Origin of the sequence: Oleispirillum naphthae (assembly GCA_027864655.1) — a bacterium.
In the GTDB taxonomy this organism is placed as follows: Bacteria; Pseudomonadota; Alphaproteobacteria; order Rhodospirillales; family Rhodospirillaceae; genus Oleispirillum; species Oleispirillum naphthae.
The window spans coordinates 163771-181889 of sequence record JAQAZG010000002.1 but is presented as its reverse complement, the minus strand read 5'-3'; the positions used below and the strand labels follow the sequence as shown (position 1 = coordinate 181889).

General features: G+C 68.1%; 21 protein-coding genes. 8 read left to right on the top strand and 13 right to left on the bottom strand.

Features of this window, described 5'->3' with window-relative positions:
- Positions 1-61: 61 nt before the first annotated feature.
- The 11 genes from speE to O7R11_RS02990 all read right to left on the bottom strand — a co-directional run bounded on the left by speE (position 62) and on the right by O7R11_RS02990 (position 10433).
- Complete coding sequence (gene speE / locus O7R11_RS03040) at positions 62-919, bottom strand: polyamine aminopropyltransferase (protein WP_337996011.1); 858 nt, start codon at positions 917-919, stop codon at positions 62-64.
- The gene (gene speD / locus O7R11_RS03035; protein ID WP_337996010.1) at positions 913-1422 is read right to left on the bottom strand and encodes an adenosylmethionine decarboxylase; all 510 of its coding nucleotides are present in this window, start codon (positions 1420-1422) and stop codon (positions 913-915) included. Before speD ends, speE begins: the two co-directional genes overlap by 7 nt.
- 150 nt (positions 1423-1572) lie before the next feature.
- Complete coding sequence (locus tag O7R11_RS03030; protein ID WP_337996009.1) at positions 1573-4770, bottom strand: tetratricopeptide repeat protein; 3198 nt, start codon at positions 4768-4770, stop codon at positions 1573-1575.
- Positions 4767-5465 carry a flagellar motor protein MotB gene (locus O7R11_RS03025; protein WP_337996008.1) on the bottom strand — a complete coding sequence of 233 codons (699 nt, stop codon included), beginning with the start codon at positions 5463-5465 and terminating at the stop codon, positions 4767-4769. Before O7R11_RS03025 ends, O7R11_RS03030 begins: the two co-directional genes overlap by 4 nt.
- Positions 5462-6139: a hypothetical protein gene (locus O7R11_RS03020; protein ID WP_337996007.1), complete on the bottom strand. Its 678-nt coding sequence runs from the start codon at positions 6137-6139 to the stop codon at positions 5462-5464. The genes O7R11_RS03025 and O7R11_RS03020 overlap by 4 nt, the downstream gene beginning before the upstream one ends.
- Positions 6140-6187: 48 nt before the next feature.
- Positions 6188-6832, bottom strand: a complete 645-nt coding sequence (locus tag O7R11_RS03015) for a protein phosphatase CheZ (protein ID WP_337996006.1) — start codon at positions 6830-6832, stop codon at positions 6188-6190.
- Between the two features lie 34 nt (positions 6833-6866).
- A complete protein-coding gene (locus O7R11_RS03010) occupies positions 6867-7256 on the bottom strand; it encodes a response regulator (protein ID WP_337996005.1) in 390 nt (129 codons plus the stop codon).
- A 141-nt stretch (positions 7257-7397) separates the two neighbouring features.
- Positions 7398-8087 carry a MotE family protein gene (locus O7R11_RS03005; RefSeq protein WP_337996004.1) on the bottom strand — a complete coding sequence of 230 codons (690 nt, stop codon included), beginning with the start codon at positions 8085-8087 and terminating at the stop codon, positions 7398-7400.
- A gap of 15 nt (positions 8088-8102) precedes the next feature.
- Positions 8103-8669, bottom strand: coding sequence for a DUF6468 domain-containing protein (locus O7R11_RS03000; RefSeq protein WP_337996003.1), 567 nt, complete (start codon positions 8667-8669; stop codon positions 8103-8105).
- A gap of 23 nt (positions 8670-8692) precedes the next feature.
- Positions 8693-9862 (bottom strand): flagellar motor switch protein FliM, encoded by a 1170-nt coding sequence (gene fliM, locus O7R11_RS02995; RefSeq protein ID WP_337996002.1) that lies wholly within the window; start codon positions 9860-9862, stop codon positions 8693-8695.
- Positions 9863-9896: 34 nt separating this feature from the next.
- Entirely contained in the window at positions 9897-10433 is a 537-nt protein-coding gene (locus tag O7R11_RS02990) for a flagellar basal body-associated FliL family protein (protein ID WP_337996001.1), read from the bottom strand.
- A gap of 305 nt (positions 10434-10738) precedes the next feature.
- Between O7R11_RS02990 and flgF the strand changes: the two genes are divergently transcribed.
- The 5 genes from flgF to O7R11_RS02965 all read left to right on the top strand — a co-directional run bounded on the left by flgF (position 10739) and on the right by O7R11_RS02965 (position 14712).
- Entirely contained in the window at positions 10739-11482 is a 744-nt protein-coding gene (gene flgF / locus O7R11_RS02985; RefSeq protein ID WP_337996000.1) for a flagellar basal-body rod protein FlgF, read from the top strand.
- A 21-nt stretch (positions 11483-11503) separates the two neighbouring features.
- Entirely contained in the window at positions 11504-12292 is a 789-nt protein-coding gene (gene flgG / locus O7R11_RS02980) for a flagellar basal-body rod protein FlgG (RefSeq protein WP_337995999.1), read from the top strand.
- Between the two features lie 26 nt (positions 12293-12318).
- The gene (gene flgA, locus O7R11_RS02975; protein ID WP_337995998.1) at positions 12319-13323 is read left to right on the top strand and encodes a flagellar basal body P-ring formation chaperone FlgA; all 1005 of its coding nucleotides are present in this window, start codon (positions 12319-12321) and stop codon (positions 13321-13323) included.
- 16 nt (positions 13324-13339) lie between these two features.
- Positions 13340-14107, top strand: coding sequence for a flagellar basal body L-ring protein FlgH (flgH, locus tag O7R11_RS02970; protein WP_337995997.1), 768 nt, complete (start codon positions 13340-13342; stop codon positions 14105-14107).
- Between the two features lie 257 nt (positions 14108-14364).
- Positions 14365-14712 (top strand): flagellar biosynthesis regulator FlaF, encoded by a 348-nt coding sequence (locus O7R11_RS02965; protein ID WP_337995996.1) that lies wholly within the window; start codon positions 14365-14367, stop codon positions 14710-14712.
- A gap of 78 nt (positions 14713-14790) precedes the next feature.
- Here the strand turns inward: O7R11_RS02965 and dksA are convergent, their stop codons facing one another.
- Positions 14791-15207 (bottom strand): RNA polymerase-binding protein DksA, encoded by a 417-nt coding sequence (gene dksA, locus O7R11_RS02960; protein ID WP_337995995.1) that lies wholly within the window; start codon positions 15205-15207, stop codon positions 14791-14793.
- A 175-nt stretch (positions 15208-15382) separates the two neighbouring features.
- A complete protein-coding gene (locus O7R11_RS02955; RefSeq protein WP_337995994.1) occupies positions 15383-15829 on the bottom strand; it encodes a flagellar assembly protein FliX in 447 nt (148 codons plus the stop codon).
- Positions 15830-16130: 301 nt separating this feature from the next.
- On the opposite strand from O7R11_RS02955, the gene O7R11_RS02950 reads away from it, so the two are divergent.
- The 3 genes from O7R11_RS02950 to O7R11_RS02940 are packed head-to-tail and all read left to right on the top strand — an operon-like array spanning position 16131 to position 18087.
- The gene (locus tag O7R11_RS02950; RefSeq protein ID WP_337995993.1) at positions 16131-17279 is read left to right on the top strand and encodes a flagellar basal body P-ring protein FlgI; all 1149 of its coding nucleotides are present in this window, start codon (positions 16131-16133) and stop codon (positions 17277-17279) included.
- Positions 17279-17614 carry a rod-binding protein gene (locus tag O7R11_RS02945; RefSeq protein ID WP_337995992.1) on the top strand — a complete coding sequence of 112 codons (336 nt, stop codon included), beginning with the start codon at positions 17279-17281 and terminating at the stop codon, positions 17612-17614. The genes O7R11_RS02950 and O7R11_RS02945 overlap by 1 nt, the downstream gene beginning before the upstream one ends.
- Complete coding sequence (locus tag O7R11_RS02940; RefSeq protein WP_337995991.1) at positions 17611-18087, top strand: hypothetical protein; 477 nt, start codon at positions 17611-17613, stop codon at positions 18085-18087. Before O7R11_RS02945 ends, O7R11_RS02940 begins: the two co-directional genes overlap by 4 nt.
- Positions 18088-18119 lie beyond the last annotated feature (32 nt).

The following is an 18119-nucleotide window of genomic DNA, read 5'->3' as shown; positions in this document are numbered from 1 at the left end:
AGTCTTCTTCGCGTTCTTGTTGGGACGATGCCTCCCTGCCTGTCCGCGTCTGATGCGCGGTTCAGGGGACCAAAAGCTCCTGAATGTACCCCGGCAGCGCGAAAGCCGCCAGATGAACCTCTGGGGTGTAATAGCGGGTGGAAAGGCCCGCGGCCTGCGCGCGGATGCGCAGGCTTTCGACGCCCAGCCTGCGCAGGCCGGGGTCGTTCGACGCCCAGCCGAGGGTCATCAGGCCGCCGACGTAGGTGGGCACCGCGCAGACGCTGAAGGTGACGTCGGAGAAGGCGGCGGAGAGGCGGCGGAAGCTGGCGGTGACGCCCGCGGGCTGGAGGAAGGGCACGCCACACTGCGTGGCGAGCACGCCGTGGGGGGCGAGCGCGCGGGCGCAATCGGCATAGAACGCCTCGGTGAACAGCGCCTCGCCCGGGCCTTCCGGGTCGGTGGAATCGACCAGGATGACGTCGAAGGTCTCGGTGGTCGCGGCAACGAAGGCGAGGCCGTCGCCGACGACGATGCGCGCCCGCGGGTCGGAAAAGCCGCCCGCGGCGAGCGTCGGGAGAAACCGCTTGGAGGCCGCGATCACCGCGGCGTCGATCTCCACCAGGGTGACGCGTTCCACCGGATGCTTCAGCGCCTCGCGCAGGCAGCCGCCGTCGCCGCCGCCGATGATCAGCACGCGCTTCGCCCCGCCATGGGCGAGCATCGGCGGGTGGACCATCATCTCGTGATAGACGAACTCGTCGGCGGTGGTGGTCTGGATCACGCCGTCGAGCGCCATCACCGCTCCGAAGCCGGGAGTCTCGAAAACCTCCAGCTTCTGGAACGGGGTGGTCTCGGCATGCAGCATCCGCACGTCGCCGAATTCCTGCCGCCAGTGGGCGTGCAGGGTCTCGGCATAGCCGGCGCGACCCGCTACCACGTGGTCATCCCGCGCTTATGCTCGTTCAGCGTGACGTGTTCGGGATGGAAGGCCTCGCGCAGGAACGGCAGGCATCGGTACGGATCGCACGATCCGCACATGAAGATGTCGAGCGCCGCGTAGTTGCGTTCCGGCCAGGTATGAATCGAGATGTGACTCTCGGCCAGTACGATCACACCGGACACGCCGCCGTTGGGCGTGAAGTGGTGCAGATGGGTGTGGAGGATGGTCGCCCCGGCCTCTTCCGCCGCGGCTTCCAGCGTTTCCTCGATGAGAGCGAGGCGATCGAGGTTGGTCGCCCCCCACAGATCGATGATCAAGTGCGTCCCGGCGAATTTTATGCCGTTTCGCTCCACAAAATAGTCGTTGTCGTTATCGACAGACGGCCACAAACGAGCCGCCGCGGACCGCGCCGCGGTGTTGTTACGCGCACCATTTTGGGAGTCTCTCAGAACCGCTTCCGAGTTCATCCCCAGTTGGGTCGCGAGAGAAGCATGTTGCATGATTCCCCACTCCTAACCAGCAGATGGACCAGATTTTTCTGGAAGCGGTGTTGTGAGGCATGGGGGGGGCGAATGCAAGAAAAATATCATCCGCACCATGCGTTGTAGGGGCATTTTCCCCGGGGGCCATGGATGGCCCCTCGCCCGCAATCAATTGATTGCGCTCAAACCTCCGGCCTTGGTGCGAGTCTTGTATTCGCCCATGAAGGAGCGGAACTTCTCCGCCTGCTTGATCTGCTCCTCCACCGCCACCATGTCGATCAGCCCCGGCTGGGTGCGGTTGGTCAAGAGGTTGAAGGCGTCGTATTCCGGGGTCGCATTCATGAACGGCAGGTAGTCGCGGCGCACCTGGGCGATCTCGCGGCGCTGCTCGGAGAGGCGCAGCGCGGTGACCCATTGCAGCACCCTCTGGCGCATCGCGGGCTGCATCTGGGTGCCCGGCTCCGGCGCGTGCACGGTGCGCGCCAGGGCCTCCGCCGCGCCCGCCCAGTTCTTGCGCCGCCATTCGATCTCCGCCTTCAGCAGATTGGCGTCGTCGCTGTTGTCCTCCGCGAGCCCCTTGAGCGCGTTGTCCGGCTGGTTGAGGTCGGCGAGCGCACGGGCGCGCAACTGCTCGCGCTGGCGCTTCATCTCCGGCGTCGTCTCCGGGGTTTCGCTCTTCTTCAAGGCGGCAAGCGCGAGCGCGGGCTTCTGGTTGAACAGGTGGACGAGGGCGAGGCGCGCGCCGATGCGGCTCTTCTCCACGCCCGAGAGCCGGGTCTCCACCTGATGGTCGAGCAGCGCCGCGGCCTGGTCCAGAAGATCGACGGCGACGAGGCGGTCGGCGAGCTTGCGGATCATCTCGTCGCCTTCCGGCCCGGGCGGGGTGAGTTCGCGGAACTCCTCGAACAGGGCGATGGCGCGCACCGGCGGCATGTCGTCGGCGCGGTCGTTGAGATAGAGTTCGCGGAAGGTGGTGCGCATCAGCTCGGTGATGTCCTTCGCCCCCGGCTTGTCCCGGAAATAGCTGACCATCTGCTTGAGCACGCGCAGGCCCTCGCCATAGCGCTTGGCGGAAAGATCCATCTCCGCCAGGGTCTTCAAGAGGGTGTATTCGAAGTCGTCGCCGCGCCAGGCGAAGCGCAGGCGGTCGAGACCGTCGATCGCCTCGGCGTCGGTGATCTTGCCCATCTTGCGCATCAGGACGATGCGGTCGAAGGCGGCGCGCGCACGGAACGGGCGCACCATCGTGTCTTCCGCCTTCTGCCAGTTCTCGATGGCGGTTTCGAGCGCGCCGGAGGTGGCGTTCATCCGTCCGGTGAGGTAGAGCGTCTCCGCCTGTTCGGCCGGGGTCGCGCCGTCGCGCTTGGCGATGTCGAGGAAGTTGCGGATGCCGACGTCGTCGCCCGCGTCGGCCACCGCCTCGGCGGCGGCGAGCGCGATACGCGCGCGCAGGGTGGGCGGATAGTCCTTCAACAGCGGCGCGCCCGCGCGGATGGTGAGCACCGCCTCGGCCCTGGCGTCCTTGTCCGCGGCGGCGGCGGCGGCGAGCGCGCGCCAGAACTTCGCCTCGCCGGAGCCGCCCAGGGTCTCGTGGCCGAGGTCCTTGAGCGCCTCCCCGGAACGGTACGCCAGATAGAGGGCGGCGCCGCGCACCGCCAGGAAGTCCGGCTGCTCGCGGCTGCCGGGGTCGTCCTTGGCGATCACGCCGAGCACGCCGAGCGCCTCGGCGCCGAACCCCTGCGCCAGATAGAAGCGTGCGAGGTCGAGGCGCGCGGCGTTGCGCCGGTCGTCGGAGGCGGCGACCACCCGGTCGAACAGCTTGCGCTCGTCCTCGACGAAGTGATCCTCGCCACCCTTGATCCAGTTCTTGAAATCGAACGCCTTGGAAAGGCCGCCGCCCGCCGGTTCGGCCAGAGCCACCGCCGCCCCCGCCTCGCCGGAAAGGCGCAGCCCGCCCTTGCGGGTGATCTCCACGCCGTTGCGGCTGGTGGCGACGGCGACCTCGTCGGCGCGCGGGATCACCACCACGCCCTGAGCGGTGACGGGCATCTCCGCATCGACGAAGCGGCGCGCCGGCGCAATGCCGGAGCCGAGCGGGATCACCGGCACCACCCACATGTCGTCGCCGATTTCCGGATCGGTGAAGGAGATCGGGTTGCCGCCCTCGTTGACCGGCAGGAACAGGCGCGCCCCGCCCTCGGCCTTGAGCTGCGGCATCACCTCGATCGGCTGCGTCGGGCGCAGCGGCTGCACCATGAAATCGACGATCCACAGCAGGCCTTCGCGGCGCGGGCTGGGGTTGTAGTTCGGCGGCGCCAGGGCGCGCACCACGGTGGCGCGGGCGCTGGGGATCTGCTCGATATCCTCGATCACGCCCTTGCCCATGCGCCGCATCAGCGAGATGTCGGCGGTCTGCGGGCGGTCGAACACCATCCAGACGTAGCCGCCGCGGCGGAACATCGCCGCCCCGGTGGGCTGGTCCCAGGCGAAGCTGAGGCTGACGATGCGGCCGGTGGGCGGCGTCTGCGGCACGGTGGAAACCGCGCCCACCGGCGCGGCGGCGGGCGGCGGCGGCTCGCCCGGCGCGGGCTTGGCGGCGGGCTTGGCCGGAGCGGGCTTCTCCGCCGCGGCAGGGGCGGCGGGCGATCGCGGCGCGGGCTTTTCCGCCGCGGCGGCAGTGGGCACGTCCACCGCGATGCCGCCCGCGCCGGTGCGGAAGGATTTGGCCGCGGCGGCGGCGGGCAGCGACACCGCCAGCGGGTTGCGTCCGTCCTCGCGGACGCTGCGCATCGCCTCGGGCAGCAGGCCGCGCAGGCGCGCCAGGTCGATGCGGCCCGGCGCGTCGAAGCGGATGAACGCCCGGCCGTCCGTCAGGCCGGTGGAAACCCCGGGGCGGCGCGGCCAGTCGAAGACGATGCGCACGAAGCCCGGATGCACGCCGACGCGCACCGGCACCGCGCCGGGCGCGGGCGCCGCGGCGGAAGAGGCGGAAGCGGCGGGGGCGGGCAGCAGGTCGAGCACCACGGAATTGCCGTAGCGGCTGGAACGCAGGGTGTGCCGCCCGGCGAGGTCGAAGACGAGGCGGCGGCCGCCGTTTTCGCTGCGTGCGGCGCGCAGATAGGCATTCAGGCGCGGCACCAGGGCGGCGGGGTCGGCGGCCACCGCGCTGCCGAAGCTGACGACCAGCTGGTCGCCCGCGATGCGGGCGGTATATTCGGTGCGCTGCGGCCATTCGAAGACGATGCGGCCGAAGCCCTCGTGCACCCCGGCGCGCATCTCGACGCTCTGCGCAAACGCCGCGGGCGCGGCGAACAGCACGGCGCAGACCAGCAGGATCAGGCGCAGCATGGGGCGGAGGCGGCTCACGGTTGCTGCCTCCAACTCGGCAGGATGACGATGTCGAGGCTGGCCGGCGCATGCACCGCCTCGCCCATGCCGTAGACGCGGATCGGCTGGGTCACCCCGACGCTTTTCAGGAAGTTGGCCACCGCGCCGGCGCGCGCCAGCGAGAACTCCCACGCCGAGCGGTAGGCGGCCTCGGTCTCCGCCGCCGGAGCGGCGTAGGCGGCCACCGCGATGCGGTTGGTGAGGCCGTTCAGCACCTCGCCGATCGAGCCCATCACCGGGCGCGCCGCGGCGGTGAGCGCGGCGCCGCCCTGGGCGAACAGCGCGGGCGCGGGCAGCGACAGGACCAGGCGGTCGTCGAGCAGGCGCACCGAGGAACCCTTGAGTTGCGGCGTGTCGGCGGCGAGCGCCTCGAACAGGCTGGCGAGATAGGCGAGCGAGGTGGCGCGGCGCACCTCCACCTGTTCGATGTTCTTCAGCGCGGAGCCGCTCTTCGCCGCGTCGAGCGCCGGATTGAGGCTGCGCGACAGGGTGTCCACCACCTCCTGCCAGCGGTCCACCTTCACCCCCGAAACCGCGAACAGCAGCACGAAGAAGGTGAGCATCAGGGAGACGAGGTCGGCGAAGGTGAGCATCCAGGCGGTGGAGGCGCCTTCCGGCGGCTGCGCCTCGGGCACGCCGCCTTCCCAGTCGAGAAGGGCATTGGGGTCGGTCATTGCGCGCCCTCCCCCGCCTTCTCCTCGGCGACGCGGAAGACCAGGCGCGCCTGGGTGGGGTCGCCCTCCTCCAGCGCCGCGGAAACCGCCGTCCGCGGCGCGCCCTGCTCGACGAAGGCGCGGGCGATCACCCCGGCGCGGCGCATCGCGCGGTCCTCCGCCACCGGCAGAGCGGCCCCGGCAGGCACGGAGAAGATCGCCTCCGCCTCGTAGCGCAGGCCGGGCGGCGGCGCCGACAGCGAGGAGACGAGCTGCGCGATGGCGCGGCGCTGCGCCGGACGCAGCGTTTCGGTATCGTGCTCGAACAGGGAATCGACGTGGAAGCGCAGCTCCATCAGACGGCCCGTGGAGACCGTGGTGATCTCGGCGGCGGGGATCGCCGTCTCGTAGACCTGGGTGATGCGGTCCATGAAGGCGGAGGGGGAGACGAAAGCGCCGATATCGGAGGTGAAGCTCGCGGCCTCGCGCGGCGTGCGCTGCGCCGCGAACTGCGAACTCACGCCCTGCATGATCTCGCGGCTTTTCACGTTCTCGCCGTTAGAGATCGCCACCAGGAGGATGAAGAAGGCGAGCAGCAGCAGATAGAGCGACAGGAACAGCGCCACCGAGCCGTCGCGTCGCGGCTCCTGCGGCCTGTCCATCCACTCCCGATCCTCGAAGACAGCGCCCGGCATGATCCCCACGCTCCGGATTTCCGGTCAGACGCACCGGATGGCGGGCATTCAGCCCAAGCTCGCCAGCAGCGCGTCGATTTCGTCCTGGCTCGATGCCGCATCGGGATGTTGCGGCCCGTTCAGCAGATCCGCTTCCGCGTGCCGGGGCGCGCCATCTTCCTGCTTCAGGACCTGCTCGATCTCCTCGCCGAAGGCGGCGACCAGGGTGTTCACCCGTTCCTCGATCTGCTTCAAGGTATTGACCACCTTGGAGATGCGCTGGCCGGTGAGATCCTGGAAGTTGCAGCCTTCGTAGATCCGCATCGTGGCGTTGGAGAGCGCCTCGCCCGCCGCGGCATCGACCGTGGGGATCACCGCCTCGATCGCCTCCACCGCGTCGAGGATGGCGTTGGCGGCGGTTTCCGTGGACTGCACGATGGCGTCGAGCTCATCGGCGGCGGTGGGCAGGAAGTCGTCCTTGATCTCGTCCGGGCGGATGTCGGCGATTTCCTGCTTGGTCTTGCGGATCACCTCGGCAAGCGCCTCGAGCTCGCCGTAGACGCGCAGTTCCCCGGCCGAAATCTCGCCGGTCATGGTGTCGAGGATGGCGCGCACCACCTCCGCCACGTCCTCCAGCGGCACCGCGTTGCCGCGGGCGGCGCGGATCATGTCGAGGCGTTTCTGCAAGGCGGTTTCGGCGTCGTCGCGGCTCATCGCGCGTTCCCTTCGGACGGAGACCGGCAAACCCTTAGAAGTCGCCCAGCACGCTCGACATCTTGGTCTTCAAGGTCTCGGCGTTGAACGGCTTGACGATGTAGTTGGAAACCCCCGCCTGCTTCGCGGCGATGACGTTCTCGGTCTTGCTTTCCGCCGTGACCATGATGAAGGGCAGGCTCTTCAGGTGTGCGTCGGCGCGCACCTCGCGCAGCAGCTGCAAGCCGGTCATCGGCTCCATGTTCCAGTCCGAGATGACCAGCCCATAGGTGTTGCCGGAGCGCAGAATCTGCAATGCCATGCTGCCGTCCGTCGCCTCGTCGATATTGTTGAAGCCCAATTGTTTCAACAGGTTGCGGATAATACGCAGCATCGTCTTGTAGTCATCGACGATAAGAATGCGCATGTTCATGTCAACGGCCATTGAACCCTCTCCCGAAGGGGGCGGCGGTTTCCGCCGATACCAGAAAATCATCATACCAAAACAAAGACGTAACGTCGGGGTATAAAGTAAACGGCAGGACGGACGCAAGCCTTTTCCGTGGCGTGGCGGGCCTCTTCCACACTATCTCTTCACCCCCGCGTCGCCGGCCAGATCGGGCGGCAACTGCGTCTGGGTGGCGAGTTCCGCGGTCACCGCGTTGGCGCGGTCCGGCGTCATTTCCGCCAGAATCGCCGCCGAGGTGCGTTCCTTCATCCCCTTGAACACCCGGATCAGGATCGGCATGTCCATCTGCTCGAAGATGCGCGCCGCATCCTTCGGCTTCATCGCCTGGTAAATCTTGACCAGGCTCTCGATCTTCTTGTCTTCCTGCTCCTGGTGTTTGTCGAGCAGGCCCTCGATGGTCTTCTGGATTTCGCGCAGCTTCTGAATCTTTGCGTCGATCTGCGCCTCGGCGGCGGAAAGCACGGCGAGGCGCTGGTCGAGTTCGCGCTCGCGCCTGTCCAGTTCCTCGCGGCGCGCCGCGAGGCTCTGCAACACCTCGATCTCCGACTGCGAGAAGCCTGCGGGCTCGCTCATCCCGGAAAGCGGCTCGGCGGCGGGCTTGGCCTCGGGCGTGGCGCCCTGCGCCAGCGCCGGGGCGATGAGCGGCTGCTCGACCACCGCGGCGGGCGTCACGGGCGCATGCCCGGTGCCGCGCTGCCACAGGCTGCCGAGGCGCGCGCCGAACATCAGGGCGCCGGCGAGAATGAACAACGGCAACAGGCGGAAACGCGGCGTGGCCGAACGGGAGGATGCGGTTTTGCGGCCCATGCCTGCTCCCCCGCCCTAGCGCGCCGCGCGGATGGCGCGCAGCAACTGGCGCTCCGCCTCGGAGCGTTCGTCCTCGCGCCCGTCGAAGCCTGCCGCCTCGTCGGCGAGCAGGGCGGAGAGCAGGGTCGGCCCCGGCGCGATGCCGCCGACGACGCGCGCGCCCTCGCCGATCTCGCGCACCCGGTCCATGCCCAGGGGTTCCGGCAGGTCGGCAACGGCCGCCACCGGGGACTCCAGGTTGAGGCCGGGCCGCGCCGCGCCGCGCGCCTCGCGCAGATGCGCCTCCAGGCGGTTGGCCATGGAGTCCGCGCGCTCGCTCATGAAGGCGAGGTCGTCGCGCAGGGTCTGCGCCCGTTCCATGGAGTCCCGCAGGGTGGCTCCCACCTCTTCCACCGCCTTCTTCATCTTGGGAATGCCCGCCTCGGCGCGCACCGTCGCATCCTGGAAGGCGGCGATCATCTTGGTCAGCTCGTCGCGGTTGCGGCGCAGGCCTTCCAGCTTGCGGTTGAGAATCACCGCATAGACGATGGTCGGCACCAGAAGCGCGACGATGACGACATCGAGCAGCATGGAGGGTGACATGGCGGACTATCCTTCCCGGTGACTCAGTTGCGCTTGCGCTTGACCTTCTCGTCGAGGCAGATGGCGATGTGATTGCCCTTGCGCCCCATGCGTCCGCCCCACATCGGCACGTCGCCGCAGCGCATCACCACCCGCGACTCCGGGGTGGCGTTGAACATCAGGCGGGTGCCGACCTCCATGTTGAGGACGGAATAGAGCGGCAGGTACTGCTGGTCCAACACCGCCTCCAGTTCCACCTCGGTCTGCCACAGCTCCTCGGCGAGGTGGATTTCCCAGATCGAGTCCCGGCCGAACTTCTCGCCCATGAACATCTGCAGCAGCAGCTCGCGCACCGGCTCCAGGGTGGCGTAGGGCAGCAGCAGTTCGAGGCGGCCGCCGCGGTCCTCCATGTCGATGCGCAGCTTGGCGACGATCGCGGCGTTGGAGGGGCGCGAGATGGTGGCGAAGCGCGGGTTGGTCTCCAGCCGGTCGAAGCGGAAGGCGACCGGCGACAGCGGGTCGAACGCCGCGGAGAGGTCGGCGAGCACCACGTGGATCATCCGCTCCACGAGATTGCGCTCGATGGTGGTGTAGGGGCGGCCCTCGATGCGCATCGCGGCGGTGCCGCGGCGGCCGCCGAGCAGCACGTCCACGATCGAATAGATCAGCGAGGAATCGACGGTCAGAAGGCCGTAGTTGTCCCACTCCTCGGCCTTGAACACCGCGAGCATCGCAGGCAGCGGGATGGAATTGAGATAGTCGCCGAAACGCAGCGAGACGAGGTTGTCGAGCGACACCTCGACGTTGTCGGAGGTGAAATTGCGCAGGCTCGTGGACATCATGCGGACCAGGCGGTCGAACACCACCTCGAGCATCGGCAGGCGCTCGTAGGAGACCATGCCGGAATTGAGGATCGCCTGAATGCCGGAGCGGTTGTCCTCGCCGCCCACACCGCCGTCGAAGCCGAGGAGGCTGTCGATCTCGTCCTGGTTCAGCACGCGGGCGGATTCCCGGCCCGAGACGTTGGTCATCAGGTCGGTCTCGTCGCCGGACCCGCCCTCCTTGCCGTCGCCGTCGAGCATCGCCTCCCATTCGGCGGTGGCGTCGCCGCCGGCGGGCGCATCGGCGGCGGCGCCCTTGTCGTCGGCCATGGCTTCCCATTCCGCCATCAGGGCGTCCTCGTCGGTCGCGGTGCGTGCCTTGTCCTCCGCCATCAGACTTTCCGCCCTTTCACGCCCGCTTCCGGGGTCATTGCACCAGCACGTCCTGGAAGAGGACGTCGTTGATCTTCGCCGGCGCGGCCACCCGGTTGACGCGCATCATCAATTCCTCGCGCAACCGGTACATCCCCGCCGCGCCCTGCATGTCCTCGACCCTCAGCTCCCGCAGATAGACCTGGAAGCTGTCCACGATGCGCGGCAGCATCGCCTCGATCTTCGGGGTGTCGGCCGCCGAGGAGAGCTCGAGCCGCACCTTGATCTTCATGTGCGAGGCGCGCCGACCGCTCCCGGGGTTGAGGTTGACCAGCATCTCCGGCAGTTCGTAGAACACCGGCGGCGCGGCCACGCCCTTGGGCTTGTCCGCCGCGGCTTCCTCGCCGTGTTTGCCGCCGCCCAGCATCGCCACGATCGGGTCGGCCAGCCCGGTGAAATAGGCGCCCGCCGCCGCGCCGACGATCAGGAGAAGCGGCAGAACCACCAGCAGGATCAGTTTCTTCTTACTGCGTTTGGCAGGCTCCTGTTCTGCGGCGCCTTCCTCGATGTCTTCTTCGTAGTCTTCGGCCATGCCCGCACCAACCCGCTGCCCGGTTCCGCGCCCGCTTCCGGGCCAAGTTTCAACGTACCCGGAATTGATTAAAAAGACGTTGAAACATACCACGCGCGTCTGCGCCGTACACCCCACCCGGCGAAATTTGCCGCCCGCACCCGGCAGCAACGCGCCCGCTGCCGCTCCGGCGGCACCGTGAATTCACAATTTATCATTCAATTTCAATAATATGATCCATTGGCACGGGGGATGCACATGGACTTGCGAATACGTGGCGCCGCCGGCAAACGGCGGGCCGAAGACGACAGAAGACGGGATCGATCATGGAAAACGCCGGTTACATCGCGCTCAGCCGCCAGACCGCCCTATGGCGGCAAATGGACCAGGTCGCCAACAACATGGCGAACGTCAACACCGCCGGGTTCAAGGGCGAGCAGATGCTGTTCACCGACTACGTGGCGGCGGTGCGCACCGACCGGTCGCTGTTCCGCGACAAGATCGCCTACACCGAGGATTTCGGCGCGGCGCGCGACCTCTCCGAGGGCGCGATGCGGACCACCGGCAACCCGCTCGACGTGGCGATCAAGGGCGACGGCTACTTCACCGTCGAGGCGGAGAACGGCGACCGCCTCTACACCCGCAACGGCCACTTCAAGCTCAACGCCAACGGCCAGCTGGCCACCAGTTCGGGCGAACTGCTGATTTCGGATTCCGACACGCCGGTGGTGCTCGCCCCCAACGAGAGCGAGATCACCATCGCCCGCGACGGCACCATCTCCACCGAGAACGGCCAGATCGGCCGCCTGCGCCTGGTCGGTTTCGACAACCAGCGGGCGCTGAACAAGGTGGGCGACGGGCTCTATGCCGCGCGCCAGGACCAGACCCCCAATCCGCTTGCCGCGCCGCACCTGGTGCAGGGCATGCTGGAGGGTTCCAACGTCAATCCGATCACGGAAATCACCCGGATGATCAACGTGCAGCGCTCCTACGAGCAGGCGCAGAAGATGATCGACATCGAACACCAACGCGTGAGCGACGCCATCGAGGCGTACGCCCGGCAGTTCTGATCTTAGAAAAGGACCACGACGATGCGCGCTCTCAGCATTGCGGCGACCGGGATGCAGGCCCAGCAGACCAACGTCGAAGTGATCTCCAACAACATCGCCAACATGAACACCACGGCGTACTCGCGCCGCCGGGCGGAGTTCAACGACCTCCTCTACCAGAACATGAAGCGCCAGGGCTCGGCCACCTCGGACACCGGCACGGTGGTTCCGGCGGGCATCCAGATCGGCCTCGGCGTGCGCACCGCGGCGGTCTACCGCATCACCGAGCAGGGCAGCCTGACCAGCACCGACAACACGCTGGACCTCGCGATCGAGGGCAAGGGCTACTTCCAGATCACCCTGCCCTCGGGCGACACCGCCTACACCCGCGCCGGCTCCTTCCAGCTCAGCTCCACCGGGCAGATCGTCACCAACGACGGCTACACGGTGCAGCCGGGCATCACCATTCCCACCAACGCCACCGCAGTGACGGTCAACTCCTCGGGCGAGGTGTGGGTGAAGATCGACGGCCAGACGACGCAATCCAACGTCGGCGCGCTGCAGACCGCCACCTTCATCAACGAGGCGGGGCTGGAGGCGATCGGCGACAACCTCTACCTCGAAACCACGGCGTCCGGCACGCCCTCCACCGGCACCCCGGACACCACCGGCTTCGGCTCGATCCTCCAGGGCTACCTGGAAACCTCGAACGTCAACGTGGTCACCGAGATCACCGACCTGATCAGCGCGCAGCGCGCCTACGAGATGAATTCCAAGGTGGTGCAGACCTCCGACGACATGCTGGCGACGGTCAGCAACATGAAGAGCTGACCGCAGTCCGGATAGGGGAGACCCCGATGCAACCCATGGCCTGGCTTTTCGCAAGCACCCTCGCGCTCGCCGCCGCCGCGCTTCCCGCCGCCGCGGCCGCGGGCGGCGTGCAGGCCGCGCCCGCCACGGGGGCGGAGGCCAACAGCCTCAACCCGGTGGTCTCGGTGCGCGGCGCGGTGATCCGCGTCAGCGACATCTTCGACGGACCGATCCCGCGCGGCGACCGCGCCATCCTCGCCGCGCCGGAGCCGGGCGAGCGCAGCGTGCTGGATGCCGAGCTGCTCTCCCGCATCGCGCGGGCCTACGGCATCGCGTGGAAGCCGGCCTCCCGCGACATCCGCGTCGTGGTGAAGCGCGAAAGCCGCCTGATCTCCCACGCCGACGTGCTCGCCGCGCTGCGCGCCGCGCTGGAGGCCGCGGGCGCGCCGCAGGATGCGGACATCCAGACCGCCACCGCCTCGCTCGCCGTGTCGCTCCCCGCCGAGGCGGAACCGCGGATGGAGATCGGCCAGGTGCAGTACGACCCGCGCACCCACGCCTTCGCCGCTTCCGTTGACATCACCGCCGCGGCGGACGGGCGCGTCGTGTTCACCCGCCAGGTGCCGGTGAGCGGCCGCGCCTACGCCACCGAGCCGGTGCCGGTGCTCGCCGCCACGGTCAACCGCGGCGACATCATCCAGGCCGCGGACGTCACCGTCGCCCACGTGCGCACCGGGCTGTTGCAGGGCGGCGCGGTCACCGACCCCTACGCCCTGGTCGGCAAGCAGGCGCGCCGCACCATCAAGGAAGGCATGCCGGTGAAGGCGAGCCAGGTGCAGACGCCGGTGCTGATCAACCGCGGCGACCCGGTGATCATCTACTACGCGCTCAAGTCGATGAACCTGACCGCCAAGGGCAAGGCGCTGGACGCCGGCGGCCAGGGCGACGTGATCCGCGTGCTCAACCCGAAGAGCAACCGCACCCTGATGGCCAAGGTGGTTCAGGGCAACCAGGTGGTGGTGGACGCCGCCACCCAGACCGCCTTGCGCTGAGGGGAGGAGGCCCGACATGACCCGCAGGTTCATCCATCCGTTGCGCCGCATCGCCATGCTGCCGCTCGTGGCGCTCGCGCTTTCCGGCTGCAACACCCTCACCCGGCTCTCGGAGATCGGCGAGGAGCCGAAGCTCTCGGCGATCACCAACCCGACGGAGAAGAGCGGCTACCGCCCGGTGACGATGCCGATGCCCGACCCGGACACGCCGCGGCCGATGGCCAACTCGCTGTGGCGGCCCGGCGCGCGCGCCTTCTTCAAGGACCAGCGCGCCGCCAAGGTGGGCGACATCCTCACCGTTTCGGTGGCGATCACCGACAGCGCCTCGCTCTCCAACTCCACCAGCCAGAACCGCGGCGGCGACGGCGACAGCATGGGCATCTCCAGCCTGCTCGGCCTCGAGAACAGCATCAACAAGGTGCTGCCCAACTCGGTGGACCCGACGACCATGGTCTCCGGCGTCACCAGCTCGCGCGACCACACCGGCACCGGCGCGATCGCCCGCAACGAGACGATCCGGATCTCGGTGGCGGCGGTGGTGGTGCAGGTGCTGCCCAACGGCAACCTGGTGATCGCGGGCAACCAGGAGGTGCGCGTCAACTACGAACTGCGGCAGCTCCAGGTTTCCGGCGTGATCCGGCGCGAGGACATCGGCTCCACCAACACCATCGCGTCCTCCGACATCGCGGAGCTGCGCGTCGCCTACGGCGGGCGCGGCACCATCAGCGACGTGCAGACGCCGCGCTACGGCTCGCAACTGCTCGACGTGATCCTGCCGTTCTGACGACTCCGTTTCCGCGGCTATCCCGTCTGCCGCATGGGCCCGGCTCTGCCGGGCCCCTTTTTTGCCTGTATTTTCTTTTCTTTAACCTTCCCCGCACGATACTGCATCGTCGCCGAGGCGATTCTGGTTTAAGAATTTCGAGTTGAAGCGTGAGGTAGCCTGCGCCGTCTCCTTGAACGCCCGAACGGCGGGGGAGTTCAGGCGTGTGATCGGCCTGCCTGGGAAAAGCAGCGGGCGCATCAGTTGGGAGACATGCCATGACGACCGAAAAAGCACCGATGTCCACGTTCGAGGAAGACGCCTTCGCCTTGACGCAGGCTGCGGTGGCCCTGTCGCAGGCCCTGGAGAAGAACGACCAGACGGCGCTCGCCGCGGCTCTGGACGAGAACCTCAACCTGTGGACTGCGATCAAGACCCTGGTGGCGCGCGACGACTGCAAGCTGCCGGCGGACATCCGCACCAGCCTGACCCGGCTTTCCGACTACACCGCGAAGGTCACCTTCGATCTCTCCAAGGATCGCCTGTCGGAAAAGGTGGAGGCCCTGGTCAACACCAACCTGCAGATCGCCGAAGGCCTGCTCGAAGGCGGCGCCAAGAAGCAGTAACACCCCCTTGCGGGACCATGCAAACGCCCCCGCCCAAAAGATGGGCGGGGGCGTTTATGCTTGCGCCTGCGGAGAGGCTCACTCGTCGCGGTGGGTGCGCTCCAGGCGCTCGTGGCGCTCCTGCGCCTCCAGCGAAAGGGTGGCGATCGGCCGCGCCTCCAGCCGGCGGATGCCGATCGGCTCGTTGGTCTCCTGGCAGTAGCCGTAGGTGCCTTCCTCGACTCGCGCCAGGGCCTCGTCGATCTTGGCGATCAGCTTGCGGGCGCGGTCGCGGGTGCGGAGTTCGAGCGCGCGGTCGGTTTCCGACGAGGCGCGGTCGGCGATATCCGCCTCGTTGACCGGTCCTTCCCGCAGGTGGTCGAGGGTTTCCTCGGACTCCCGGAGAAGATCGGCCCGCCAGTCGAGCAACTTCCGGCGGAAGTACTCCGCCATCCGCTCGTTCATGAATTCCTCGTCCTCGGACGGCCGATAATCCGGCGGCAACATCACGGTCATACCTGCCTCATCCTCATCAGTCCGGCGTTCCCCAACATGCGGGGACCGGGCTCGCGTCAGGAGCCACGCGCGACGCAATATAGGGACGGTCGCCCGTCTGAGCAACACTTCTGTGCACGGCGATGCAACCACGGAAGGAAGGCGGGGGAAATCGTCGCGGCGGGCGTGCGCGCCGTCACACCGCACCGAGGCCGCGGCTGAGCTTGGCGAGCTCCACCTCGGCGCGCAGTTCGATTTCGTCGAGAATCGCGCCGAGGCGGGGGTCGATCCCCGCCTCGCGCTTGCCGCGCACCAGGCGGGCGAGATCGGCCAGGTCCTCCTTCGGCACCGCGCCGGAGAGCAGGCCGAGCCGCACCGCATCGAGGCGGCCGAGGATGTCTTCGCCGCGGCGGGCCATGCGGGCGCGGGCGCGGGCGCCGCCGTCCGGGTCCACCTCCTGGGTGGCGAGGATGGCCTCGACGCCGGAGAGAGAAACCGGCCCCTCCACCGCGCCGCCGTCCTCCACGCCGCCGACCGCCTGATCCAGAAGGTCGGCGAAGCCGGCGCCCTCGACCTTGCGGCGGGACTCGCTCTTGCGCGTTCCCGAGACGGAGGTGGTTGATCCGGCAGAACCGACCTTCATGACGCTTTCCCGCGGCAGCCCATCCACGCCGGACGGAATCCGACCGTGGTAGTTTACCGGGATCGGCGGGGCGCAAAAATGGGCAATATTTGCCCACCCCGCGGCGGCCGCGTCCGGGGCGGCAGTTCTTGCCCGGCGGGTGGCGGGAATTGCCGGAAACGCCCGCCCCCGCCCGCGCCTTTCCTAAAAAATATCGTTGTTTATCAAAGCCATTTACCGTGGCATGGGTTTCGCATGAAAGAGCCTGGATTCTTCCCTTCGCAGGGACCGTCCGGCGCGTGTGCAACAACGGGTTCGAGTCATGGGTGTGTGGACCAAGAGCATCAGCCTTCTTTCCGCAAGCCGGCGCTGCGCCGCCGCTTTGGCGTTCGCCGCCTGCCTCGCGGCGCCCGCGGACGGGCTCGCCTCCTCGCGCATCAAGGACATCGCGAGCGTCGAGGGCGTGCGCGACAACGTGCTGATCGGCTATGGCCTGGTGGTCGGGCTGAACGGCACCGGCGACGACCTCACCGACATCACCTTCACCAAGGAAAGCCTGATCGCGATGTTGGAACGCCTGGGCGTCAACACCCGCGACAACAAGGTGGACCCGGACAACATCGCCGCGGTGATGGTCACCGCCACCCTGCCGCCGTTCGCGCGCCAGGGCAGCCGCATCGACGTCACGGTTTCCGCCATGGGCACGGCGAAGAGCCTGCAGGGCGGCACCCTCCTGGTGACGCCCCTGATCGGCGCCGACGGCGAGGTCTACGCGGTGAGCCAGGGCCAGGTGGCGATCGGCGGGTTTGCCGCCTCGGGCGCGGGCCAGAGCGTGGTGAAGAACGTGCCGACCGCCGGGCGCATCGCCAACGGCGCCATCGTCGAACGCGAGATTCCCTTCTCCCTGAACGCGATGCAGGACGTCAAGCTCGCCCTGCGCAGCCCCGATTTCACCACCGCGCGGCGCGTCGCGCAGGCGATCAACGCCTTCACCGGCACGCACGCGGCGCGGGCGCTCGACCCCACCACGGTGCAGATGTCGGTGCCGCCCAACTATTCCGGCAACGTCGTCGAACTGATCACCGATGTCGAGCAGTTGCGCGTCGAGCCGGACCAGGTGGCGCGCGTGGTGATCGACGAGCGCTCGGGGATCATCGTCATCGGCGCCAACGTGCGCATCAACGAGGTGGCGATCGCCCAGGGCAACCTCACCATCCGCGTCACCGAGACGCCGCAGGTGTCGCAGCCCGCGCCGTTCTCCGCCACCGGCACCACCACCACGGTGCCGCGCACCGACATCCAGGTGCAGGAGGACAAGGACAAGCGCCTCGCCATCGTCAACGAGGGCGTCTCCCTGCAGGAACTGGTGGACGGGCTCAATGCGCTGGGGGTCGGCCCGCGCGACATGATCGGCATCCTGCAGGCGATCAAGGCCGCGGGCGCGCTCAACGCCGACATCGAGGTGATGTGATGATCGACGCCTTCGCCTCCGCCGCCCTGCCGCAAAGCGACGCCGCCGCCACCGCCGCCGCATCGGCGCGGGCGAAGGGCGCCAAGGGCGCGAGCCGCGAGCAGATCGCCCAGGCGTCTCAGGACTTCGAGGCGATGTTCCTCAGCCAGATGTTCCAGTTCATGTTCGAGGGCCTGTCCGCCGATCCGGAGTTCGGCGGCGGCAAGGCGGAGACGATGTACCGGTCGCTGATGATCGACGAATACGGCAAGCAGGTGGCCAAGACCGGCGGACTCGGCATCGCCGACGCGGTCTCCCGCACCCTGCTTGCGGCACAGGAGGGCCGCGCCGCATGAGCAAGGAAACCGCACCCCAGACCCGCGCCGTGCCGGACCGGCACCGCCGCAGCATCGAGGATCTGCGCATCGTGATGAGCAGCCTCACCGAGCTGATCGACGCAGAGAACGCGGCGCTTTCCGGCCACGACATCGAGACGGTGAAGGCGCTGTCGGTCAACAAGTGGACTCTCGCGCGCAACTACCGCAACCAGATGCAGGCGATCGTCGATGCGCCGGACATCCTGCAGATTCTCGAAGAGGACGAGCGCGCTTCCCTGCGCTCCCTCGGCGAGCGCCTGCAGACCGCGACGGAACGCAACGAGCGCCTGCTCACCGCCAACATCGAAGCGGCCAACCGCGTGATGCACGCGGTGGTCGAGGGCGTGAAGCAGGCGCAGGAACGCAACGCGATCTACGGCAGGAGCGGCGCGCTCAAGGGCAGCACCGCGGATGGCCGTCCGCTGGCGGTGAGCTTCAACAAGGAATTGTGAGCCGCCATCCCGCAGCCGTCAGAACGACGACA